This is a genomic window from Pantoea dispersa, assembly GCF_019890955.1.
GTDB lineage: Bacteria > Pseudomonadota > Gammaproteobacteria > Enterobacterales > Enterobacteriaceae > Pantoea > Pantoea dispersa.
This window is the reverse complement of the sequence record NZ_CP082347.1, coordinates 500,783-523,568: the sequence shown is the minus strand read 5'-3', so window position 1 is coordinate 523,568 and position 22,786 is coordinate 500,783. Positions and strand designations below refer to the sequence as shown.

The window sequence follows — 22,786 nt, the reverse complement described above, 5'->3', positions numbered from 1 at the left end:
GGTTGCTGATTTTATTCGCTGGCGAGCGCGGCGACCGGATCCATTCGTGCGGCTTTGCGCGCGGGCAGATAACCAAATATCATGCCGATAATGGTTGAGCAGGCAAACGCTGCGCCAGCCGATTGCCACGAGTAGATGGCGGTCAGCACGCCGCCAGCCAGCAGTGAAATGACCGGACCTATCACCAGAGACAGCGCCACGCCGAGCGATCCGCCCACCAGGCACACCAGCACCGCTTCAATCATAAACTGCTGCATAATGTCGCCGCGTCGCGCACCTACCGCCATGCGCACACCAATCTCGTGGGTGCGTTCGGTCACCGACACCAGCATGATGTTCATTACGCCAATACTGCCGATCATGAGCGCAATCGAAGCCACCAGTAAAATCAGCAGCGTCAGCGTGGCCGCCGCACCTTCTATCGCTTTACGATACTTGTCCCGGTTGAACATGAGGAAATCTTTGGTGCCGTGGCGCGCCGTCAGCAACTGGGTGAGCGATTCCACCGCCGCACCGCTCACCACATCATCTTTGAGTTTAATACTGATACTGGTGAGCGCGGTCTGGCCGCTAATGCGATACATCACCGTGCTCCACGGCAGCCAGACGCTGAGACGGTTGGGCGACAGGCCATCTTCATTGTTGGCCACGCCAATAACACGCACCGGCACCGATCCCAGCACAATCATTTTGCCAATCGGGCTCGGGCCCTGTTCGCCAAATAATTTATTGCGCGTGTTGATATCAATGATGACTTCCTGGCGCGCGTGCCGCTCATCGCTGAAGTTGCTGCCTTCCACCAGCTTAATGCCCTGAATGCGAAAATAGTCGACGCCTACGCCGGAAACTGAAGTTTTGGAGGCGTTGGCCAGGTAACGAATGGGCTGCGTGGCGATGATTTCCGGACTGACGGCGGCGACAAACTGCTGGCGCGCAATCACATCGGCGTCGGCCATCACCAGGGTTTGTACCGGATGCGCCTCATCCTCGACATAATCGCCCCCGGCATAGATAGAAACCACATTGGTACCCAGTCCGGAAATGCTCTCCAGCGTTTTTTCCCGCGCGCCCTGGCCCAGCGCCACCACGGTGACAACGGCGGCAATGCCAAAGATAATGCCGGTCATAGTCAGTGCGGTGCGCAGGCGGTGGGCGTTCATGGCATTCAGCGCCATGCGCAATGATTCGCGCAGCCGGTCAAGCAGGCCGCGGAATCGGCTCTGCCGCTTGCGTGGCGCTGGCGTAAAGCGCGTTTTTGCGGCCGTGGCAGCGCTGCCGCTGTCGGCAAAAATCTCGCCGTCCTGAATTTCAATGATGCGTTCTGCGTGCTGCGCCACTTTCATATCGTGGGTAACGATAATCACCGTGTGACCTTCGCGGTTCAGTTCGCTGAGGATGCGCAGCACTTCTTCACCGGAGTGCGAATCGAGCGCGCCGGTGGGCTCATCGGCGAGGATAATTTCGGCACCGTTGATCAGTGCACGCGCAATACTGACACGCTGCTGCTGGCCGCCTGACAGCTCGCCCGGCTTATGCTGTTCGCGCCCCTGTAATCCGAGCCGTGCCAGTAGCTGTGCGGCGCGCTGACGGCGTGCGGTGCCGGATAAATTGGCGTAAATCGCCGGTATTTCAACGTTGCTCAGCGCGCTGAGATCCGGCATCAGGTGATAGCGCTGAAAGATAAAGCCGATGTGCTCGCGCCGCACTTGCGCCAGCGCATCGGGCGAGAGCGTGGCGGTATTTTTGCCGCCAATCAGGTAATCACCGCTGTCCGGCGCATCAAGGCAGCCTAGAATGTTCAGTAGCGTGGATTTGCCTGAGCCCGAGGGGCCGATGATCGCCACCATTTCGCCGCTGGCAATCTGCAGATTAATGTTTTTCAGCACCTGCAGGGATTGCGAACCATTGACGTAGCTGCGCTGAATGTTGTGCAGTTCGATGATATTCACATCACCACCTTGTCCGCGCCCGGCTGCTGCGTGGCAAGGATCACTTTTTCCCCTAAGCGCAGCCCGCTCAGCACCTGAATGTCAACGCTGTCGCTAATGCCGGTGGTGATGTAGCGCTTCTCAGGCTGATTATTTTGATCCGCGATTTCGACGTAAGTACGACCATCGCTGGCCTTTTTCGTGGCCTGTACCGGAACCAGCAGCGCGTTTTTCGCCTGGTCACGCAGCAGATTAACCTGCGCCGTCATGGAGATGCGCAGCGCATTATCCGGGTTCGGCACATCAAGCAGGGCGTTGTAATAGACCGCCGCGTTTGTGCTGCTTACGGTATTGCTTTCGCTGTTACCCATCAGTGCATCATCTTTCATCACCGACTCAGGGGCCAGTTCGATGCTGCGCAGCGTGGCGTTGTAGCGTTTATCCGGATTGGCGAAAGTGGTAAACCACGCCTGCTGGCCGGGCTGAATATTGGTAATGTCCGCCTCGGAGATTTGCACTTTGATGGTCATGGTGCCGAGCTGCGCCAGTTTGGCGATGGTCGGGGCGCTCTGCACGGCGTTTACGGTCTGGCCCTGCTTCGTGACGATCGCCACCACCGTGCCGTCAATCGGTGCCATGATGCGCGTGTAGCCGAGATCGAGTTGCTTTTTATCCACTTCGATCTGCGCCTGAATCACCCGCGCCTGCTGCGCCGTCAGCTCTGCCTGGGCGATGCGCCACGCTTCGGCGGCGGTATCAAAATCCTGGCGGGAAACGGCGTTGGTTTTAATCATCTGCTGCAGGCGCTGAAACTGCGCCTGCTGGCGTACCAGCGTAGCCTGACGGGTCTGTAAATCCGCCTGCGCCACGCTCAGCGCCGCCTGCGCATTACGCAGATCGCTGCGCTGCGGCTGATCATCGATCTCCGCGATCAACTGGCCCTTGCGCACGTTGTCGCCGGCTTTGATATACAGCTTTTTCACCTGACCGGAGACCTGCGCACCGACGTTAACGCGCTCAATCGCGTCCATTTTGCCGGTGGCGGCAATCACGTTTTCGATGTCGCCCTGGCGCACCGCGGCGGTCATCAGCGGATTGGGTTTACTGCGTGACGCCGAATACGCCCAGAAAACCAGAATCATCACCAGCGCGGTTAGCGCGGCAAACAGCCATTTTTTCGTCATTGTGTGCATCATCGTCCCTTAAATTTAGCGAGAATAATAATCACTAAGCGGGATAAACTGGAGAAAAATTCTGCGGAATTTTGCCAGCCGCAGGGGAGTGCGCCATCCCTGGCGCAGGTTGTGGGTTAGCGATACCCCGTCCATCAATCCGTTCAGAGCAGATTCAGCTGTTGCTTCAGCTGCGCAATCTCCCTGCGCCACTGCTGCTGCTGCGCCGGTTTCTGATGCTTTGCCTTACGCGCTTCGTCCTGCTGCAGCTTTTCTTCCAGCACCAGCAGCGCCTGCAACAGCGCATCTTCATCGCCCGGGCGGTCATCGACGGCGGCAGCGGCAAGCGGGTGATCGACTGGCACATGGGCGGTGGCCAGCCTGGCGGTTACCTGCGACCAGTCGTGCCACTCGCTCAGCTGCTGCTGTTCAATCAGCCAGAAGCGATTGCAGCTGCTGGCGATCAGGCTGCGGTCGTGAGACACCAGCAGCACCGCGCCGGCGAACTGCTGCAGCGCCTGCGCCAGCTCCTCTTTGCCTGTCATATCCAGATGGTTGGTCGGTTCATCCAGCAGCAGCAGCGAGTAGCGCGCCAGCGTCAGGCCGACAAACAGCAGGCGCGAGCGCTCACCACCGCTGAGTGAGGCAACCTTCTGCTGGTGGCGCAGCCAGGGAAAGCCTGCGCTAATCAGCGCCATTTTGCACTGCTCATCGCTCAGCGCAGCGAAACCGTGCAGCGCCGCGCTTAACGTCTGGTCGTCACGCAACTGTTGCAGGCTCTGGTCGTAATAGCCGACGCGGGCGCGCGGATGAAACAGCGGGCTGTCGCCTTGCTGCCAGCTGTGCCACAGCTGGCGCAGCAGTGAGGATTTGCCGCAGCCGTTGTGGCCGACAATCGCGATGCGATCGCCACTTTTCACCTGCAGCGCCGGCATGGAAAAAAGGGTCGGCGCCCCGGCAGCAGGCTGAATCGACATCGGCGGCAGCGCCAGCACGCGATCCGCCTGCAGCGCTTCGCCCTGTAACTGCAGCTGCCACGGACTGCCGGCGCTGAGCGTGGTCTGCGCGGCTTTCAGCCAGTCGATGCGCTTCTCCATCTGTTTTGCTTTACGCGCCAGACCTTCGTTGTCATAGGTCCGGCCCCAGATCGCCAGCCGTTTTGCGCTGCTCTCAACCCGGGCGATCTCCTGCTGCTGTGCCTGGTGGCGCTGCGCATCGGCTTCATCCTGCTGCGCCAGCGCCTCGCGGGCGGCCGTGCAGGGCAGACGGAAAACATGCAGCGTGCGATCGCGCAGGATTGCGCTGCAGTTGGTGACGCGGTCCAGCAGCGCGCTGTCGTGGGACACCAGCACAAAGCTGCCCTGCCAGCCGATCAGAAAATTCTCTAGCCACAGCAGGGTCGGCAGGTCGAGATGGTTACCCGGTTCGTCCAGCAACAGTAAATCGGGCTGCAGAATCAGCGCGCGCGCCAGCAACAGCCGCATATGCTGTCCGCCGCTCAGCGTCGCCGCGGTTTGTGACTGCTGCGCTGTGCTGAAACCCAGCGTATGCAGCAGCGCCTCGGCACGCCAGCGCTCGCTGCTGCGCTGTGCTGCGGGCAGCCGGGCGATCACGCCATCCAGCAATGAGGCCCCGAATAACGTTTCTGGCAGGTGTTGTTCGATGCGCGCCAGCAGACAGTGGCTGGCGGGTGTGACGCTGCCGTGACTGGCGGCCAGTTCACCGCTGAGAATTTTCAGCAGGGTACTTTTACCGCTGCCGTTGTCGCCAATCAGGCCGATGCGGTCGCCTTTTTTCAGGCTGAAATCCAGGGAATGAAAAAGCGGGCCAAAGGCATTGTCGAAGCCGACGGCATGTGCGGAAAGGAGTGTGCTCATCTACTTACTCTCAAGTTGCAGGCGCAAAAAAGCCTGACGTCAGAATTTCGCTGACGACAACCCGGTAAGCCGGAGAGAAGGGATTAGATTGTCAGAACTTCGCTCAGGCGGATTATCGCAGCACGAGTGCGGTAAAACCTGAGCGGGTCCAGTCACCATAGAAGTGTGAGTAAACAAACAGTTCACACGACGGCATAGAGTTCCTCCTTAGTTATCAGCAGGTGAATAAGTCAGCCGATAATAGTGGCGGTGTGCGGCTTTTTCCAGCGATTTGTATCGGCGTTGGTATAGTATGGCGTCAGAGCCTGATAGATATCACAGGAGATTGAATATGTTGATTTATGACGTTTTTGGCCGGCACATAGGCGTTCTGCGCAAGGAGGATGCCTGGCAGGTTTTTCGCACCGACGTGACAGAAAGAAAATTCTCACGAATGTTTGATATCGCTATTCCAGATGATATGTCAGAAGACGAAGTTGCAGGCTGGCTGGGTGATATCTTTCATGAAGCTGCAACTGAGCATCATCCTGATGTGAAACGCATCGAATGAAAACCTGGTTATGTTGAGATGCTTGCCTTTGGCATAAAGTGCAGTGTGCACAAGTCCATGTCCGTTATGAGTGATAAAAGGACATTGCTAACGGCATTGTGTATAAATTGTTAGGGAAGAAGTCACAATCTATCTGTATGATTTTAATAGATATATTTCGATTATTGATCTTTATCTTCATTATGTGAAGAGTGGTGTAATCTATTAATTAACAATGAATATTTTTATTTGGGAATGATCAATGCTTACAGAAAAGCAACTATTTGAACTTATTAAAGTATTACAGTCGTCCAATTTCTCTACAGCAGAAATTTTTTGTTTAAGCCTCGCCGTAGTTGTCGCAGCTCTGATAATGAGTTTTCTGGTTTCAATTGTTATGGAAAAGGCTAAAATCTCAGCAACTAACTCCAACTATGAAACACTGCGGGAACAATTATCTATAAACACCACTACTATTAAAGATATAGAGAAGAAGATTACTTCCGAATTGTGGATTTCGCAGCAAGTCTGGCAAAAAAAATATGACATGTATGAGTTCGTCTATGCACAATTGTTAGCGATTAAGAAATGGGCCGACAATGAGTTTCACATAATTGAGCTTCATATGGTTCCTAGGTGGATAGCAAGCAGTCACCAGCCCTACTTTAATGAGGTGCAAGAGAAGCAATTTTACGAAGAAATTCAACAAGCTCAAGCAGAGATTGATAAGGCAATGAATGACGAGGATATTCAGAGTAAAAATAGAGATCTACAGCATAAATTGAGTGTTGCAATGACGTCGCTAACAGAACTTTTAATAACAAAAGCAATTGTATTAAATGCTAATGTAACCTCAATTTTAGAGAAGTTAATTGCAGATATTGGTTTTGATCCCTCTCCCATGGATTATGAGGAGCCAGATGATTATGGTCTTAGAATAAAATCGGCTGTTGATACAGCATTGACAGAAATAAGAGCAATAGCAATATCTGATCTAGAAATTAAGCATTAGGACTGTTAGCACACCATCAGGGGCAGTTAATGGAGTTTTTAATTTCCTCATGCAGAAATTAATTCCGACGATTATCAGATGTGTGGGTTATTTATATAATGGGATGTTGCACAGACAGAATATAATGAATGGCATACCCATCTGTCGGTTTCTCTCTTGGTATGGCTAATTTTTCTCATTATTTTTTGGTTAATCTTAGTGACACAATTTGATATTTGAATTTCGCTGTTGATACGAAGTTGCCTAACAGTAATTTTGGCATGGTATCTATGAGCAAGGCGCGTAAATTTTTTAATCAACTTGCATAAATCCATTGGAAAATAAAAGTGCTCGCAAACACATGTAACTAATGATGATTAAATCTCAAAGTATATGTAAATAACTAAAGATACCTCTCGGTTTTTAAAGGTGGTATTGAATTTACTGTATAAAAATAACACCTGAAAGATTGCTGTTTCAGGTGTTTCTACATTATGAGAGTATTATCATTTCATAAAGTTGCTTTGCAATGGATTCTGTTCGATTTTTAACTTCCCGCTCCGACCATGAATGGGAAGAGATATAAGTTTGTGTTAGAGGGTACCCACTATTGTTTAAAATTTTATATTTTTCTTCTGTAGCAGAGTTTTTCAGAACGTTATTATTCGTAACTTCATCGACGAGTAATAAGTTGCCAACACTTCCGATTATATCGCCTGAAACTCCAAGCTTTATATTTGACTCGGGAATATAATGTTCGATGGTTAATAGGTGATGATTAATGTTTAACCCAGATATAGCTTCGCCCAATTGTTTTGATAAAATGTATTTAATAATGCTTTTATTTCTAGTTTTGTTAGATAAATAGTTAAGCTCAGCGAAGTTAACGTAAAACTCTTCAAAGCTTGGTAGTTTTGATTCAAGTGATTTAAAAAGAGAGTTTAAGATTGATTGTATTTGGTCATGTGATGTTGCTGCTGTTAATTTTATTGCATGATCTGAATAATTAGTGGCGATGACGCCTGATGAACGCTGTGACGTAATGGCGTTAAACACGAAATGAAAGTACTCGATTTTCTCGAGAGCGGACTTTAGCATTTTCAAAGAAATTTTATTTTCCCTGTACGCCCGAGTAAGAGAGAGTGTCATAGACGACTGTTGCTTAACCTTAAATAGGTTAATATTCTCAAATATTGTTTTTATTTTTAATTCTTGCTTAGTCCATTCCACACTATTTGGGTAAGTTATTTGCTTATAGTAATCAGCTGTTTTAATAATTGTTCCTAAGAGACTTTCAGCTTTTAGATTGTCATCACCTAAGGTTGATTTTATCTCTGGGAATAGTTTTTTATCTGTGATGTACTTGTGCTCTGATAGCCAATAATGTAAAAGATAGTTATCTAAGGTTTGCTCACCTGTATCATTGTCAAACTTAGACACCAAGCTATTCCAAGAGACTTTTGCCGAGTCATACCGAGAATTACTCGATCTTAATTTTTTTAAGAAAAGGTTTTTCACGAGGTCGGATGTTTTTAAATCACGCCCTCGAGCATTTAAAGTTTCAAAAATCAGGTATGCATCATCTTCATTATCAAGCTGGATGAACACTAATTTAAGTGCAAGTATTTTATCCCTGATGTCTTTTAATTTTTGAATTGGATTATCTTTAGTGTCATTGAAGAGATCAATTTGCTTGTCGTCATATAATTCTATTTGCGGTATTAGTGTTATCAATTTGCTTTTTATCAAATTGTAAGCATTCTGAAGATTGCTTTCTTCAACACCTATTTCATCTTTAGTATTGTTCTTTTTATATGATTGAATGACACCTTGTAAAAAAGGGAATGATGTTTCAGAGTTTAAAATAAACTCATCTTCATTGTCGACATTTGCCTTTTCAATGTATTTATGTATGCCTCTAGCAAGATTATCTTGATTTAATTTAATAAAGGAGTCTCTGATTACTGATAGAATTATAGTTATCGTTGTTAAACGTTGTTGCCCGTCAACAATTCCAAAGTATGGTTTTGCTGACTGAAATACCACCATGGAACCAATGAAGTAATTATCATCTTCATTCTTTGTAATATCTTCCCAAAAATTTTCAACCTCATCTTTTTCCCATGAGTACGGCCTTTGAAATCTCGGGATTTTGAAATATCCGGATGAGAAAATATCCTGTATTTCTTTGTCATTAGCCTCAATTTTCATCAATAATCCTACTGTGCTTTATGAGTATGGCTATAGATATGAAAATATAACCTCAAATCAAATCGATATCAATATGATAATTATGATTTACATTGTCTAAAGCTATGAAAAAATGTTTTTTGAATTGATGCCAATGAAAATGATCTAATCAGTAATGTTATTTAAAGGATAAGGAATCATTTCTTATGCGTATTAATCAATTTTACATTCTATCAAAATCAGCTGATTTTGTGACCTGCCCCCGGATTAAATACAAAACTCAGTTAGTAATGTCGGATCCTTCACTCTCAGAATTACCCTTTCTCCAGCTCGCTGCAAATTCAGACGGCGTCTGATAATTCAGCGTGGAGTGCGGACGACATTCGTTATAATCCTGACGCCATTCGCTGATGGTTTTCCTGGCATGACTGACGTCGCTGAACCAGTTTTCATTCAGGCATTCATCGCGAAAGCGTCCGTTAAAACTCTCAATAAATCCGTTCTGTGTCGGCTTGCCGGGCTGGATAAGTCGCAGCTCCACTCCATGCTCAAAGGCCCACTGATCGAGCGCGCGGCAGGTAAACTCCGGGCCCTGATCGGTTCTTATCGTAGCCGGATAGCCGCGAAACAGCGCAATGCTGTCCAGAATACGCGTGACCTGCACGCCTGAAATCCCGAAGGCAACAGTGACCGTCAGGCATTCCTTTGTGAAGTCATCGACGCAGGTAAAGCACTTGATCCTGCGACCAGTAGCCAGCGCATCCATGACGAAATCCATCGACCAGGTCATGTTGGGCGCCGCCGGGCGGAGCAGCGGTAGACGTTCTGTTGCAAGCCCTTTACGACGACGTCTGCGTTTAACGCCCAGCTCGTTCAGATGATAAAGGCGGTACACGCGCTTGTGATTAACCAGAAGCCCTTCACGGCGCAGTAACTGCCATATGCGGCGGTAGCCAAAGCGCCTGCGCTCCAGTGCCAGTTCAGTAATGCGCCCTGATAAATGGGCATCAGCCGCCGGACGCTGAGCGTCATAGCGGCAGGTCGACAGGGACAAACCTGTGAGTCTGCAGGCACGACGTTGCGACAAACCGGTCGCATCACACATCAACACCACGACTTCGCGCTTCTGGTCTGTCGTCAGTACTTTCGCCCAAGAGCCACCTGAAGCGCCTCCTTATCCAGCATGGCCTCGGCGAGCAGCTTCTTGAGTCTGGCGTTCTCTTCCTCAAGTGACTTCAGGCGCTTAACCTCAGGCACCTCCATGCCGCCATACTTCTTACGCCAGGTATAAAACGTGGCGTCGGAAATGGCGTGCTTACGGCAGAGTTCCCGGGCAGAAACGCCGGCTTCAGCCTCGCGGAGAATACTGATGATCTGTTCGTCGGAAAAACGCTTCTTCATGGGGATGTCCTCATGTGGCTTATGAAGACATTACTAACATCGCGGTGTATTAATCAACGGGGAGCAGGTCATTTGATAGTGTCCGGTGTTGGCACAAAGCGGACGTTCACAGCAATTTTTCCTGTCAATAGGAATGGAGACTTACAGACAGTATGTAACCAGTGCATTATGTGCCATGTAACAAAACGCTCTGGTTGAGCATGCTTACCGGCGGCGGCGCAATAGAGAATTGGTTGGCTACGGGCCTTTGGCGGAGCCAGCCTGCTGCTGACGCTTAGAGAGTGACTGAAACCGTATATAACTGGGAAGTAACTCACACCCTGGCCCGAACCTGCACTTACCCCGGCAACAGGCTAGCGAATTAAGCACCGGTTATCGTCGGCTGACGTGCCTTCATCGAATCATGCTTGCCTGGATTGCACTCCTGAGTGGTACCAGGGAGATAAAATTTTCCGTCCGCATCAGGATCGGTGCCGCCGGGACATCCCGGCCTGCCGGCAGAGCCATCAGTATTACCTCCATCTGAACCGTTTCCACCGTCAGCGCCGGATTCTCCCGCATAGCCGCCATTTCCTCCCTGACCTCCGGCTCCTCCCTGTCCAGCGCTGACAGAGCATGCAAACAGTGCCAAAAAGCAGGCCAGAAAATACTTACTCATTGTTAGCCTCTCGATTCGTAACGGGCAGCTCAGGCTGCCGCGGCGGGTAATACTCACGAAGAGATACACTACCATCCGTTTTATCTCTGCTGACTTAACAGATCATCAACACCCGTTTTTCAATAAGAAACTAAGGCCGTCAATTTACGCAGTGCCTGCTGCTGACCTCACTCTGCTTATTGCGAGGGTAATCACTGACGCCCGCGCGGGAGTCACTGGCGCTGCACCTCTTATCGTGACTGGTTCACCCAAATCATTTGATCGGTTGCGAAGCCCAGTCGCTGGGCATAGGCGAGATAGCGTTGTTTGACTTCAGCCGGAATGGTGGGCTGACGCGACAGAATCCACAGATACCCCCGGTTCGGCCCGGCGACCAGTGCATACTGATAATCTTCATCCAGCGCAATCACGTTATAACCGCCATAAAAAGGCCCGAAGAACGAGACCTTTAGCGCGGCGACGTCAGGTTTGCCGGTGAAGTAAGCTTTGCCTTCGCTCTCGCTCCACGCTTTTTTCTCCGGATCGTAACCGCGATTCAGCACGCTGATACCGCCGTCGCTGCGTTTGCTGTAGGTGGCGGTCACATGATCTTTACCGCGTTCGAAACGGTGATCGAGGCGGGCAATTTCATACCAGGTGCCGAGATAGCGATCGGCATTAAAGTGGGTGATGGGCTGCACCCCTTTAGGTGGCGTCGGGGATTTACAGGCGACCAGAGTAACAGACAGCGCCGTGATGGCGACTAACGGCCAGATTTTCATCGCAACTCCTTTATATCTCTCAAAATCCTGTCTGAAGTATAGATAAGGATAGCGAAACCGGCGCGGTTCAAAACCTTACGCCGCTGCCGGTCTGTCGATTACCGGCGTTTCTCAACCTCATCTTCTGGCGGAATCACCGGCTCATCGATAGCGATCGATTTGCCGGATTTCAGCAGCTGAATATCCAGAATCACGTAGGTCATGGTGGTGATAAACAGTGAGATCACACTGCCAATCACGCCGCTGGTGGTGAAGGTGAAGTAGTTGTACATCACCACCCAGGTGAGGCAGATAAACATCGCCAGCGCCACGGTAATCGCCGACTGCGAGTAATGCGTGGTACGCGCCCCCATTTCATTAATCTGCAGACTCAGGTTGCAGCCGCTGTATTTTTCCAGCAGCACGATAGTGTGATCCCAGTTGTGCAGGCGGCGTGCGCTGCCGCGCGCGGCGAACAGAAACAGCAGCGAAAGGAACAGACCAGAAAAGGCGATCAGGACCGGTACCGCTTCCAGCGCATAGGCAATGCTTTTATGGCTCGACGCTTGTGCGACCGCGCTCAAATCCAGCGTTAGCGAGCAGCCCAGTGCGCCATACAGGAACACAAACAGCAGCAGATAGAGCGCGTTGCGTTTCCAGTCGAGCTCTGCTTCATGATTTCTCTGTAACCGCGCATCCTGCAACGCCTGTCGCAGGCGCAGTTGTTCGTCAGACGTGGAATCAATACTGGCGATCTCCTCGCCCAGTAAGCGGTGAATAAAAGGCTGATCGGCCTGATCGAGGGTGATGCGCATAAGTTTTCCGCTAGCAAAATATTCGTGGCGTCAGTGTAACGTAAAACGAAGCTCACCGGGCGTCCGGTGCAGCGGCTGCGCATTTGGCCGCCATCAACACGCACCGGCTGATGGGGGAGAGTAGCAATCCTTCGCATCCACCAATTGGCGATATCTGATTATTCGGGTAACGTGGAATTTCATACTAATACGTCAAGATTATTCCCGTACCCTACGTAGCAGGAGAGGTCAGTTATGTCCGTCCATTCGCCGCTCATCGGCATCGTCAGCGATGATGTCAGCCATCCGCACAGTATGCACATGCTCAAAGAAGTCACGCGTCAGCTCAGTGCGCGTGATCGGCTGCCGGTGCTGCTGTGCGCCGCCACGCGCGAGGATTTTCAGGCCGCGCTGCGTAACGCGGCGTCGCTGCCGCTGGGTGGACTGCTGTTCCTGAGCTCGCCGTGTCAGGATGCGCAGGAAATCGCCGCGCACCTGCTGCCATCGCTGCGCACGGTGCATCTGTGCCCGAGCGACAGCGCGGGCGCTGATGTGGTGATTGCCGATGCGTATCACGCCGGGCAGCAGCTTGGCGCACTGCTGCTATCGCAGGGGCACCAGCGTTTGGGCGCTATGCTGGTGCAGGCAAGTGACACGCCGCCGCGCCAGGTGCAGGGGTTTATTGCTAGCCTGCAGGCGGAAGATAAGACGCTGCACGCAGCACTGCACGCCGGCGCGCTTCACCGCGAGCAGGCTTATCAGGCGATGATGGCTTATCTGAAGAAAACCCGTGCGGCAGAACGCATCAATGCATTGATGTGCGAATACGACGAGCTGGCCTTCGGCGCACTGCAGGCCGTGCGCGACTTCGGTCAGGGCGCGCATATCGCCGTGGTGGGCTTTGATGATGCTGACGAGGCGCGCGGCTCCACATGGCACCTGAGCAGCTGGGTACCGCGCCGTGATTTACTGGTGACGGAAGCCCTCAACCGGCTGCTGGATCAGCGTCCGGACCACAGCCGCGCCTGGCAGCAGGGTGAGCTGCAGGTGCGCCATTCGCATTACGGCAAATATGTGCCTGGCGAAATGTCGCAGTGCGGCTGCGCCATCCGTCACTGATCGCTGCAAGCCTTTCCCCCCTGGGCGCCGGGCTGATTTCCACACACTGGCGCTGATCTTTGCCGGATTTTTATATCCGCGCAGGTTTTCTTTACGCCTTTTTTATATTGCCGGCGGTTAAATCAGCGCAGCAGGCGGCACTGTGGCGCGCCTTAACCTTAAAGGGAAATATCATGCCCGGCACTATTCTGGTCACACATAATCAGCATCAGTCTTCCACGCTGGCAGCCATTTACGATCGCCTGATGGCGCGACGCGGTGGCCTCTGGGTCTGCTGGGATGGACAACGTACCGTCGCTGCGCAGGAAGCGGCGCGCACGCTTAGCTTTCAGCAGGATAACGAATACGACAGGCTGCAGTTTGCGCTGACGCGCGCAGAATACGAAGAGGGCTATCACGGCTACGTCCATCAGGGCTTGTGGCCGGTGTTCCACCAGCGTCCGGACCTGGCACGTTTCACCAGCGCCAGCTTCCTGGCCTATCGCCAGCTGAATGCGGCTTATGCCCACGCCATCGCCGAATATGCCATGCCGGACGATGTGATCTGGCTGCAGGATTATCACTTCATCCCAACGGTAAAAATGCTGCGTGATACCGGCTTAACTAACCGCATCGGTTTGTTTTTACATCAGCCGTTTCCGTCCGGTCAGCTGTTTGAAGCGATCCCTGACTGGCGCAGCCTGGCAGAATCGCTGCTGTGCTGCGACCTGATTGGCTTCCAGACCGGGCAGGATATGAATAACTTTCTGCTGTGGCTGGAGAGCGAGTATCGCGCTGAACGCTTAGGCAGGAACCGTCTGCGCGTGCACGGTCACATTATCAGCACTGGCGTGTTTCCGGTCGGGATCGATCTGGCTGAGGTTCAGGCGTTACTCGAAAGCAACAGCTGCCAGTACATGGAACAGCAGAGTCGCGAACATTTGCCGGCCAACACGGTGCTGAGCGGCGGTCATCTCGACGACAGCGCAGGTCTGCCGTATCGCATCAGCGCGCTGGAAGTGCTGCTGCGCCATCATCCCGACTATGCGGGCAACATGATGTTATTGCAGCTGGCTTCTGCTGCCAGCGGACACCCGCACCGGCAGCAGGCGATCAGCCACAATCTGGAAAATCTGTGCGGTGAGGTCAATGGCGTGCACGGTATGCTCAACTGGTATCCGGTCAGCTATCTCAACCACGATTATCGCCGTGAAGAGCTGGCCGGACTGTATCGTGCGGCGCGGGTGGCACTGGTGACGCCACTGATGGCGGGCATGAGCCTGATGGCGAAAATGTATGCTGCACTGCAGGATCCGGCGAATCCCGGCGTGCTGATTCTGTCACAGTTCGCGGGTGCGGCCGAACAGATGGATGGCGCGCTGATCGTTAATCCTTACGATCCTGATGCAATGGCGGATGCCATCCATACGGCATTGCGGCTGCCGCTCAGCGACCGTCAGAACCGTCATGCGCGCTTGCTGAATAATCTGCACCGCTATGATTGTCACTGGTGGGCTGACAGCTTCCTCGCCCTGTTAATGGATGAGCCGCAGCCGGAGAGTGTGCAGCTGTGTAGCCGTCACCTGTCGGGCGCAGGCATAAGCGGGCGGTTACGTTATTGATAAGCAGGCAGGGACAGAGCGGGGCTAATGTCGGGTGTTTTTGCCCGTATTATCACGGTTGCGAAAAATATGGGTCACGTTATCGCTACCTTTTAACGCCACTGCTTCGCCCTGTGGCGCACTTTTGCTGTTCTGCACTTCAGCAATCGCATAGCGAAACGCGCGCTGGCGTGCCGGATCAGTTTCTGATGCCGCCATCGCGCGCAGTTTTTCCAACAGCGCGAGAGTGGTTACCGGTCCGGCTTGTTTTAACAATTGCAGCACGGCATCGCCCATGACAATGTCGGCCAGTTTTTCATCTTCACTTCTATACATAAAAGCTCTCAGTATCCGCGTTGCGTTTAGCATTGCCTGGTGCAGGTAAACCAAAGCCTAATCAACGACTGATAGTGTCGCTCTTCCTCTGTCGGAAATGTGTGACCTGCTGAGCGAAATTTTTCCCCGACAGCACCCTTAAACTTATACAACAAAAGCGCTTCTGTACAGGCGGGAGTGCGAGTGGCATGGGTTTTAGCCACACAATCCCTGACAAACAGTGGCTTGAATCAGATATCAATAGCGGTGCGCATTAATGCGCACCCTACATTGAGGGTGCAATTTCCCGGTAGGGTCGCCATTGATGGCGACCGTATCATGCCTGGCAGTCGATTCGTTAACACATAACAAGCGCTGCCGCCGTCATCCTGCACCGTTACCCGCCCCGGCGCTAATCGCTGCTGCCCAGAATATCCATAAATTCCTGCACTGGCCGGTCGTAGACGTTCATACTGCCGGGACGATCGCTGAGCCAGGCTACAGCCAGTTCCCAGCACACATCAGCGTCGCTGATGCGGCAATAATGCAGCGTCGTGCTGCGCGCTTTCACTACCTGTTCGGGCAGCAGGGCAATTCCCATATTACGCTCAACCAGACTCAGCAAAGTTTCCAGATCGCTCACTTCAAACGTCACCTTGCGGCTCAGCCCCTGCAGGGCAAAACTGTTGTCATTCACCTTGCGCGTGCCCTGGCCGGCTTCGAAATCGATGAACGACTGCTGCGCCAGTTGTGCCATGGTGACGTCCGGCTGCATCGCGGTGAATCCGGCATAATCCGCGGCAAACGCTACCACGATTTCATCGCAGGCGATGATGCGCGACGACAGCCGGTCGGAGACTTCCTCCACCGGCATAATCGCCAGATCGATCTGCTGATTGTGCACTTTTGCATTGAGCTTCGCCGATGATCCCTGACACAGCTTGACGTCAAAATCCGGAAAGCGACGAATAAAGGTTTCCAGTAATTGCGGCAGATCGATAAACGGCGGCACGCTTTGCACCGTGCCAATCGACAGGGTTCCGGTCTTAAGCGCCACGATCGCCGCCACTTCCTGCGACGCTTTTTCGACAAAGGCACCGATGGTTCTGGCGTAATCAAGAAACACTTTCCCGGCCATGGTCAGGCGCACCTGGCGAGTGGAGCGGATAAAAAGCGGCGCGCCCAGTTCCTCCTCCAGCTGTTTGATCGAGGTGGACAAGGCCGATTGCACAATATGCATACTCTGTGCGGCGCGGGTGAAATTTTCATGTTCCGCCACGGCGATGAAGTGCCGCATCTGGCGCAATTCCATCAGTTATCTCCATAAAAGATGAATTTAATCACAATAATGAATTTTACAGATTAACGATACGCGGTAAAAATTTGTCCGGCAATCGCCTGTTCGCCGCGCGGTTTTGCAGGAAGGCAGAACATTGTCTTCTGTGCACCTGTACGGCGGCATTTAATGAGAGGAATCTGTTATGAGTTATGTTGCATCGCCAGCGCGTTATCAGACCAACATGCAGTACCGTAAAACCGGCAAAAGTGGCCTGGTGCTGCCGCTGATCTCGCTGGGGCTATGGCAGAATTTTGGCGGCGTTGACGTGTTTGAGACCGGCAGAGCGATCCTGCGCCACGCGTTTGATAACGGCATTACCCATTTCGACCTGGCGAATAACTACGGTCCGCCAGCGGGATCGGCTGAAGAGAACTTTGGTCGCTGGCTGGCGCAGGATTTTGCCCCATATCGTGATGAACTGATTATCTCCAGCAAAGCGGGCTGGGATATGTGGCCGGGTCCGTATGGTGGCCCGACCGGCACCCGTAAGCATCTGATTGCCAGCTGTGATAACAGCCTGCGCCGCATGGGGCTGGATTATGTCGATATCTTCTACAGTCATCGCGTCGATCCGAATACACCGCTGGAAGAAACCATGGGCGCGTTGGTACAGCTGCATCGTCAGGGCAAGGCGCTGTATGTCGGCATCTCTTCCCATTCGCCAGAGCTGACGCGTCAGGCCGCTGCGATTCTGGCCGATGAGAAAGTGCCGCTGTTTATTCATCAGCCCAATTACTCGATGCTAAACCGCACTATTGAGCATGGGCTGCTCGATACGCTGGCGGAGCTCGGCAGCGGTTGCATCGCCTTTTCACCGCTGGCACAGGGCATGCTGACCAGTAAATACCTCAACGGCGTACCGCAGGGCGCGCGCGCCGGCGGCAGCGATCCGCGTCTTTCTGCCATGCTCAGCGAAGAGAACCTGGCAAAAATTCGCGCGCTCAACGCGATTGCTGAAGCGCGCGGTCAGACGCTGGCGCAGATGGCGATCGCCTGGGCGCTGCGTGATGAGCGGGTCACTTCTGCGCTGATTGGTGCCCGCACGGTTGATCAGTTAAGCGATTCCCTGCGCGCGCTGGACAACCTGACCTTCACGGCACAGGAGCTGGCGGACATTGATCGCTACGCCACCGAAGGCGGGGTGGATATGTGGCGCGTCTCTTCTCAACTTAAATAATGCCCGGCGCCGCGCAACGCGGCGCGCTTTATCGCTGCGCCAGCTGTAACCGCACGGCGCGGCGAAATGCATTGGGTGACTGACCCGTTTCACGCTCAAAAGCATGGCTGAAGGCGCTCTCTGAGGCGTAACCCAGCGTCTGCGCTACCACGGCCACCGCCTCATTTTCCTCCTGCAACGCACGCTCTGCCAGCCGCATGCGCCACGCCGTCAGATAGGCTATCGGCGTGATGCCGACCACCTGGCGAAAATACTGGGCAAAACGGGTGCGCGACATGGCACAGGCACGCGCCAGCTCGTCCAGATGCCAGTTGCGCGCCGGATCGCCATGCAGCCGCTGTAACGCCGGTGCCAATCGCGCATCGTTCAGCGCCCGCAGCCAGCTGGCGGGCAGTGCGCTGCTGGTTTGCAAATGCGCCCGCAGAATCTGGATGAACAGCAGTTGTGCCAGCTGGGACGTTGCCAGCTGCGATCCCGGCTGGACATGCTGGCCTTCCTGCACCAGTTGATCCAGCACCCAACGGAATGACGCCGCCTGCGGTGACGCCGCCGGTACCTGAATCCAGGGAGGTAATACGTGGGTCAGTAAACGCCCACTGGCAGGATCAAGCAGTACATGGCCACCGATATGGACAAAGTCATCACCGCTGCCAATCGGCGCATGGCCTTTCCCTGCGCCATAAAACACGCTCATGGCGTCAACCGGCGGTTCGTCCGGATGGCTGGCCAGCACGAAGGCGCGTTTAGCGCTCAGCAAGCCGACGTCGCCGGTGGCAAAGTGGAACGGTTCAGGTTCGCCTTCCAGTATGACCCAGCAACTGCCTTTGATAATGGCGAAGAATTTAATTTTATCTGGCGCAGGGAAACGCAGCGCCCAGCGTCCGCCCGCGGTAAAACCGCCGGTCAGCAATGATTCAGCGCGAACGAATCGCAGAATGTCGGAAAAGGGATCAAGGCTCATTTCTGTACTATCACGCAAGTAAACTGCATTTACAAGCATTCAAAATCCACCATCCGCCGCTTAACGTAGAGCGCGTCGAATGAACGATGATTGTGATGAGGAAGAAAAATGAGTAATGAAAAGGTTCTGGTTACCGGCGGCAGCGGATTTATCGCTCAGTACTGCATTATTGCGCTGCTGCAGCAGGGCTATCAGGTGCGAACCACCTTACGTGATGCCGAACGTGAAGCTGAAGTCAGGGCGCATCTGTTGCATGCCGGGGTGGCCGCAGGCGAGGCGCTGCAATTTGTCGTTGCCGATTTAACGGCAGACGCGGGCTGGGAAGACGCAGTAACGGGCTGTCGCTTCGTGCTGCATGGCGCTTCACCCACCCCGACCGGCAGCCAGGTAAGCGAAGCTGACTGGGTGAATCCGGCGATTGAAGGAAATCTGCGCGTATTGCGCGCCGCGCGCGATGCAGGCGTTAAACGTGTGGTGCTGACCTCGGCGTTTGGCGCGGTCGGTATCGGACATCCAGCGGACTATCCGCGCCCCTTTACCGAGCGCGACTGGAGCGATGTCAGCGGCGATGTATGGCCGTATCAGAAATCGAAAACCCTGGCGGAACGCGCCGCCTGGCAGTTTATCGCTGAGCAGGGTAACGGTCTGGAACTGGCCACGGTGAACCCGGTGTCGGTGCTGGGACCGGTGCTGGGTGCCGACTATTCACATTCGATTCGCATTGTGAAGGAGCTACTGGAGGGGCAGCCAGGCTGTCCTGACATCAACTCATGTTTTGTTGATGTGCGTGACGTGGCCAGTCTGCACGTGCTGGCGATGACCCACGCCGCCGCGCAGGGGCAGCGCTTCCTCGCCAGTTCGGGGCACAGCCTGCCGCTTATTGAGGTGGCGCGCACGCTCAAAACCCATCTGGCAGCAGAAGCAGAGAAAGTTTCGCTGCAGCCAATGAGTGACGCCATGGTGCGGGCGGCGGCAGCGCAAAATCCGCTGATGACGGGAATGGTAAAACTGCTGGGCGTTGATATGAATGTCAGCGCCGCTAAAGCTGGCTGGCTGCTGAACTGGCACCCGCGCAGTCCGCAGGAGGCCATTCTTGCCACCGCGCGCAGCCTGATTGCGCTGGGGCTGGTAGCAAACCACTAGTCTGACTGCGGCATTTATCATCACCCTGGTGACGCGCAGATGCTATATAAATGATAACAATTATCATATATAGCGATTGATGAGGACATCATGCCGTCTCCACAGGTGATAAACGCCGACTGCTGTATCGTCGGCGGCGGTCCGGCCGGCTTAATGCTGGCCTATTTACTGACGCGCGCCGGCCTGCGCGCGGTCGTGATTGAGAAGCACGCCGATTTTCTGCGCGATTTTCGCGGCGACACCATTCATCCCTCAACCCTAGAGATCATGCACCAGCTGGGTCTGCTCGACGCGCTGCTGGCGCTGCCGCATCAGCGCGCGGAGAAGTTACAGGCGGAAGTGGGCGGGCAGGAGATCACCATGGCCGATTTCTCCCGTCTGCCGTTGCGCTGCCGTTTTATCGCCTTCATGCCGCAGTGGGATTTCCTCACTTTCCTCGCCGCCCAGGCGGCGCACTATCCCGGTTTCACGCTGCTGCAATCCACCGGTTTTGACGATTTTCTCTATCAGGACGGCGTAATCGCAGGCGTGAAAACGTTACAAGGTCACGAAATTCACGCGCCACTGGTGATAGGCGCGGATGGCCGTCGCTCGGCGGTGCGGCAGAAAGCCGGGCTGGTGGGTAAAAGCTTTGGTGCTCCACGCGATGTGGTGTGGTTCCGGCTGGATAAACAGCCGGACGACCCCGAGCTGGGGATGGGCCACAAGGGGCCGAAGCAAAACTTCATCGTCATTGACCGCGGCGAATACTGGCAGTGTGGATTCACCATTCAGAAAGGCGAATTCGAGGCGCTGAAGCAGGCCGGGCTCGACGCGCTGAAAAACCGCATGGCAGAGGTTGCGCCGTTCAGCGTGGCGCGCATGGCGCAGCTGCAGGAGTGGCAGCAGCTGAGTCTGTTATCCATCCGTATCGATCGGCTGGACAAATGGATGAAGCCCGGCGTGCTGTGCATTGGCGATGCCGCACATGCGATGTCACCGATTGGCGGCGTGGGCGTGAACCTGGCGATTCAGGACGCGGTGGCCAGCGCCAATTATCTGACGCGGCCCTTGCAAAACGGCACGCTCACGCTGCGCGATTTGGAGAACGTGCAGCGGCGGCGGCAGTTTCCGACGGTGGCGACGCAATTCCTGCAGATCAAGATGAGCAGCGGCAAGCGCCCGCGCACCACGCCCAGTAGGGTTCCGCAGCTCATCAGCCGCTATCCGTTTTTACGTCATCTGTTTGGCCGATTGATTGGCATGGGTTTCCGCCCGGAACGGCCAAGTCTCGCCGGAGAAAAAACGTAGCCGGGTAATTATTGCAATTGCGATGCTTTTGTAACATTACATTAACTTTTTCGGCGGGCTATCATTAAAAAAATTGCTTAATCGGAGAGGGGATTTAATCACTTTGTGCCTTATTTGTCGGCTGATATAACCTGAACGTCAACGCGATCTCAACGAAGCGTAAATGGCGTGAGGCGGGTGAATAGCGGGATTACGCGATGATAAAGGTTTTCTATTGATTTCAGCGGTGACACAAGGTTGGCGAAAGCCACAGTTTGATTATGGTTAAGGGACATGACACAAACCATAAGAAACTGAGGAAGACAGCAGGTATGAAACTGGAAAACTTATCTCGCAGAAGCTTTATGGCCTTCGCGGCTGGTGGCACCGTGGCGCTGGCGGCCGGCAAGGTCCATGCCCACGACGGCAAGGTGGCGACTTATCCGGCCAATGATCCCAACCATCCGCGCGACCCTGGCCCGCACGATCCGGTGCGCGAAGCGCTGAATCCGGATCTGGTCGATCCGCCAGCAACCGACAGCGGCACATTACCCAACCTGCGCTTTTCGTTTAGCGATGCGCACGTGCGCAAAGGCAGCGGCGGCTGGACGCGCCAGGTGACGCAGCGCGAACTGGGCATTTCCACCACCATTGCTGGCGTCGATATGCGGCTGGATAAAGGGGGCATCCGCGAACTGCACTGGCACAAAGAGGGCGAGTGGGCCTACATGCTGTACGGCAATGCGCGCATTACCGCGCTGGATACCGCAGGTGGCTGGTTTGTCGATGACGTTGGCGTGGGCGATTTATGGTATTTCCCGCCGGGCGTGCCGCACTCGATTCAGGGGCTCGGGCCGGACGGCTGTGAATTCCTGCTGGCCTTCGACAACGGCAATTTCGATGAAGACAGTACCTTTCTGCTCAGCGACTGGTTCAAACATATCCCGCCAGAAGTGCTGGCAAAAAACTTTGGCGTGCCGGCTGAGGTGTTTAACACGCTGCCTTCGCCGGAAGAGGAGTACATCTTTGCCGGACAGGCACCGGACGGCGCGGCGGCTTCGGCGGTGAGCGGCGGGGTGAAATCGAAGCAGGTCTTCTCGCATAAAATGCTGGCGCAGAAGCCGTTGACGCTGCCGGGCGGCACGGTACGCATTACTGATTCCAGTAATTTTACGGTATCGAAAACCATCGCCGCCGCGCTGGTGGAACTGGCTCCCGGCGCGATGCGCGAACTGCACTGGCATCCCAATAACGACGAATGGCAATACTATCTGGAAGGTCAGGGGCGGATGGGCGTGTTTGCCTCGTCGGGTCAGGCGCGTACGTTTGACTTCCGCGCCGGTGATGTCGGCTATGTGCCCTTTGCCATGGGTCACTATATCGAAAACACGGGTGACAAGCCGCTGCGCTTTCTGGAACTGTTTAAAAGCGATTATTACGCGGATATTTCGCTTAACCAGTGGCTGGCCAGCACGCCGCCAGCGCTGGTGCGCCAGCATCTGCATCTCAGCGACACCTTTATGAATGCGCTGCAGCAGGAGAAGCATCCGGTAGTGAAATAGCCCGTGGCCACGCGCAGCCGGTGCTGCGCGTTCTCTCCTGA

General features: G+C 53.9%; 19 protein-coding genes. 8 read left to right on the top strand and 11 right to left on the bottom strand.

Translation table 11 applies throughout. The annotated features are described in order from the left end of the window. Positions 1-11: 11 nt before the first annotated feature. The 3 genes from K7H94_RS21110 to K7H94_RS21100 form a co-directional block, all read right to left on the bottom strand. On the bottom strand, positions 12-1,949 hold the full coding sequence (locus K7H94_RS21110; protein WP_222952156.1) for a MacB family efflux pump subunit: 1,938 nt from the start codon (positions 1,947-1,949) through the stop codon (positions 12-14). Beyond that, positions 1,946-3,121, bottom strand: a complete 1,176-nt coding sequence (locus tag K7H94_RS21105) for an efflux RND transporter periplasmic adaptor subunit (protein ID WP_222952401.1) — start codon at positions 3,119-3,121, stop codon at positions 1,946-1,948. The genes K7H94_RS21110 and K7H94_RS21105 overlap by 4 nt, the downstream gene beginning before the upstream one ends. A 143-nt stretch (positions 3,122-3,264) precedes the next feature. Then, positions 3,265-4,977 carry an ABC-F family ATP-binding cassette domain-containing protein gene (locus K7H94_RS21100; protein ID WP_222952155.1) on the bottom strand — a complete coding sequence of 571 codons (1,713 nt, stop codon included), beginning with the start codon at positions 4,975-4,977 and terminating at the stop codon, positions 3,265-3,267. 331 nt (positions 4,978-5,308) lie between these two features. Between K7H94_RS21100 and K7H94_RS21095 the strand changes: the two genes are divergently transcribed. Beyond that, complete coding sequence (locus K7H94_RS21095) at positions 5,309-5,527, top strand: DUF7661 family protein (protein WP_222952154.1); 219 nt, start codon at positions 5,309-5,311, stop codon at positions 5,525-5,527. Positions 5,528-5,768: 241 nt separating this feature from the next. Then, positions 5,769-6,518 carry a hypothetical protein gene (locus K7H94_RS21090; RefSeq protein ID WP_222952153.1) on the top strand — a complete coding sequence of 250 codons (750 nt, stop codon included), beginning with the start codon at positions 5,769-5,771 and terminating at the stop codon, positions 6,516-6,518. A 471-nt stretch (positions 6,519-6,989) separates the two neighbouring features. Here K7H94_RS21090 and K7H94_RS21085 read toward each other — a convergent pair whose 3' ends face one another. From K7H94_RS21085 to K7H94_RS21065, 5 genes are all read right to left on the bottom strand, one after another. Next, entirely contained in the window at positions 6,990-8,708 is a 1,719-nt protein-coding gene (locus tag K7H94_RS21085; RefSeq protein WP_222952152.1) for a DUF262 domain-containing protein, read from the bottom strand. 259 nt (positions 8,709-8,967) lie between these two features. Further along, positions 8,968-10,088, bottom strand: a protein-coding gene (locus K7H94_RS21080; RefSeq protein WP_222952151.1) for an IS3 family transposase whose coding sequence is annotated in 2 segments (ribosomal slippage) — positions 8,968-9,830 and positions 9,830-10,088 — 1,122 coding nt in all. Because the reading frame shifts where the segments join, the coding sequence is not laid out codon by codon here. Positions 10,089-10,449: 361 nt separating this feature from the next. Beyond that, positions 10,450-10,746: a hypothetical protein gene (locus K7H94_RS21075; protein ID WP_222952150.1), complete on the bottom strand. Its 297-nt coding sequence runs from the start codon at positions 10,744-10,746 to the stop codon at positions 10,450-10,452. 230 nt (positions 10,747-10,976) lie between these two features. Beyond that, positions 10,977-11,507 (bottom strand): outer membrane lipoprotein Blc, encoded by a 531-nt coding sequence (gene blc, locus K7H94_RS21070; RefSeq protein ID WP_222952149.1) that lies wholly within the window; start codon positions 11,505-11,507, stop codon positions 10,977-10,979. A 98-nt stretch (positions 11,508-11,605) separates the two neighbouring features. Further along, positions 11,606-12,301 carry a RipA family octameric membrane protein gene (locus tag K7H94_RS21065; RefSeq protein ID WP_058759059.1) on the bottom strand — a complete coding sequence of 232 codons (696 nt, stop codon included), beginning with the start codon at positions 12,299-12,301 and terminating at the stop codon, positions 11,606-11,608. 234 nt (positions 12,302-12,535) lie between these two features. On the opposite strand from K7H94_RS21065, the gene K7H94_RS21060 reads away from it, so the two are divergent. Together K7H94_RS21060 and K7H94_RS21055 are read left to right on the top strand one after the other, a co-directional pair. Next, positions 12,536-13,399 carry a substrate-binding domain-containing protein gene (locus tag K7H94_RS21060; RefSeq protein WP_222952148.1) on the top strand — a complete coding sequence of 288 codons (864 nt, stop codon included), beginning with the start codon at positions 12,536-12,538 and terminating at the stop codon, positions 13,397-13,399. 173 nt (positions 13,400-13,572) lie between these two features. Beyond that, positions 13,573-15,000, top strand: a complete 1,428-nt coding sequence (locus tag K7H94_RS21055) for an alpha,alpha-trehalose-phosphate synthase (UDP-forming) (protein ID WP_222952147.1) — start codon at positions 13,573-13,575, stop codon at positions 14,998-15,000. Positions 15,001-15,024: 24 nt separating this feature from the next. Here K7H94_RS21055 and K7H94_RS21050 read toward each other — a convergent pair whose 3' ends face one another. Both K7H94_RS21050 and K7H94_RS21045 read right to left on the bottom strand, forming a co-directional pair. Then, positions 15,025-15,348: a hypothetical protein gene (locus tag K7H94_RS21050; RefSeq protein ID WP_245001426.1), complete on the bottom strand. Its 324-nt coding sequence runs from the start codon at positions 15,346-15,348 to the stop codon at positions 15,025-15,027. A gap of 358 nt (positions 15,349-15,706) precedes the next feature. Further along, entirely contained in the window at positions 15,707-16,606 is a 900-nt protein-coding gene (locus K7H94_RS21045) for a LysR family transcriptional regulator (RefSeq protein WP_222952146.1), read from the bottom strand. A 169-nt stretch (positions 16,607-16,775) separates the two neighbouring features. On the opposite strand from K7H94_RS21045, the gene mgrA reads away from it, so the two are divergent. After that, complete coding sequence (gene mgrA / locus K7H94_RS21040; protein WP_021508994.1) at positions 16,776-17,810, top strand: L-glyceraldehyde 3-phosphate reductase; 1,035 nt, start codon at positions 16,776-16,778, stop codon at positions 17,808-17,810. A 28-nt stretch (positions 17,811-17,838) separates the two neighbouring features. Here mgrA and K7H94_RS21035 read toward each other — a convergent pair whose 3' ends face one another. Beyond that, positions 17,839-18,810 (bottom strand): AraC family transcriptional regulator, encoded by a 972-nt coding sequence (locus K7H94_RS21035; protein ID WP_222952145.1) that lies wholly within the window; start codon positions 18,808-18,810, stop codon positions 17,839-17,841. A gap of 69 nt (positions 18,811-18,879) precedes the next feature. On the opposite strand from K7H94_RS21035, the gene K7H94_RS21030 reads away from it, so the two are divergent. From K7H94_RS21030 to K7H94_RS21020, 3 genes are all read left to right on the top strand, one after another. After that, a complete protein-coding gene (locus tag K7H94_RS21030) occupies positions 18,880-19,914 on the top strand; it encodes an SDR family oxidoreductase (protein WP_222952144.1) in 1,035 nt (344 codons plus the stop codon). A 90-nt stretch (positions 19,915-20,004) separates the two neighbouring features. Continuing rightward, positions 20,005-21,204 (top strand): FAD-dependent oxidoreductase, encoded by a 1,200-nt coding sequence (locus K7H94_RS21025; protein ID WP_222952143.1) that lies wholly within the window; start codon positions 20,005-20,007, stop codon positions 21,202-21,204. 344 nt (positions 21,205-21,548) lie between these two features. Then, on the top strand, positions 21,549-22,745 hold the full coding sequence (locus K7H94_RS21020; protein ID WP_222952400.1) for a cupin domain-containing protein: 1,197 nt from the start codon (positions 21,549-21,551) through the stop codon (positions 22,743-22,745). The last annotated feature ends 41 nt before the right edge of the window (positions 22,746-22,786 follow it).

Excerpts from the sequence above, each read along its gene's own strand:
- K7H94_RS21105 (WP_222952401.1), bottom strand. The coding sequence starts at position 3,121 with ATGCACACAATGACGAAAAAATGGCTGTTTGCCGCGCTAACCGCGCTG.
- K7H94_RS21100 (WP_222952155.1), bottom strand. The coding sequence starts at position 4,977 with ATGAGCACACTCCTTTCCGCACATGCCGTCGGCTTCGACAATGCCTTT.
- K7H94_RS21095 (WP_222952154.1), top strand. The coding sequence starts at position 5,309 with ATGTTGATTTATGACGTTTTTGGCCGGCACATAGGCGTTCTGCGCAAG.
- K7H94_RS21090 (WP_222952153.1), top strand. The coding sequence starts at position 5,769 with ATGCTTACAGAAAAGCAACTATTTGAACTTATTAAAGTATTACAGTCG.
- K7H94_RS21085 (WP_222952152.1), bottom strand. The coding sequence starts at position 8,708 with ATGAAAATTGAGGCTAATGACAAAGAAATACAGGATATTTTCTCATCC.
- K7H94_RS21075 (WP_222952150.1), bottom strand. The coding sequence starts at position 10,746 with ATGAGTAAGTATTTTCTGGCCTGCTTTTTGGCACTGTTTGCATGCTCT.
- blc (WP_222952149.1), bottom strand. The coding sequence starts at position 11,507 with ATGAAAATCTGGCCGTTAGTCGCCATCACGGCGCTGTCTGTTACTCTG.
- K7H94_RS21065 (WP_058759059.1), bottom strand. The coding sequence starts at position 12,301 with ATGCGCATCACCCTCGATCAGGCCGATCAGCCTTTTATTCACCGCTTA.
- K7H94_RS21060 (WP_222952148.1), top strand. The coding sequence starts at position 12,536 with ATGTCCGTCCATTCGCCGCTCATCGGCATCGTCAGCGATGATGTCAGC.
- K7H94_RS21055 (WP_222952147.1), top strand. The coding sequence starts at position 13,573 with ATGCCCGGCACTATTCTGGTCACACATAATCAGCATCAGTCTTCCACG.
- K7H94_RS21050 (WP_245001426.1), bottom strand. The coding sequence starts at position 15,348 with ATGCTAAACGCAACGCGGATACTGAGAGCTTTTATGTATAGAAGTGAA.
- K7H94_RS21045 (WP_222952146.1), bottom strand. The coding sequence starts at position 16,606 with ATGGAATTGCGCCAGATGCGGCACTTCATCGCCGTGGCGGAACATGAA.
- mgrA (WP_021508994.1), top strand. The coding sequence starts at position 16,776 with ATGAGTTATGTTGCATCGCCAGCGCGTTATCAGACCAACATGCAGTAC.
- K7H94_RS21035 (WP_222952145.1), bottom strand. The coding sequence starts at position 18,810 with ATGCTTGTAAATGCAGTTTACTTGCGTGATAGTACAGAAATGAGCCTT.
- K7H94_RS21030 (WP_222952144.1), top strand. The coding sequence starts at position 18,880 with ATGAGTAATGAAAAGGTTCTGGTTACCGGCGGCAGCGGATTTATCGCT.
- K7H94_RS21025 (WP_222952143.1), top strand. The coding sequence starts at position 20,005 with ATGCCGTCTCCACAGGTGATAAACGCCGACTGCTGTATCGTCGGCGGC.
- K7H94_RS21020 (WP_222952400.1), top strand. The coding sequence starts at position 21,549 with ATGGCCTTCGCGGCTGGTGGCACCGTGGCGCTGGCGGCCGGCAAGGTC.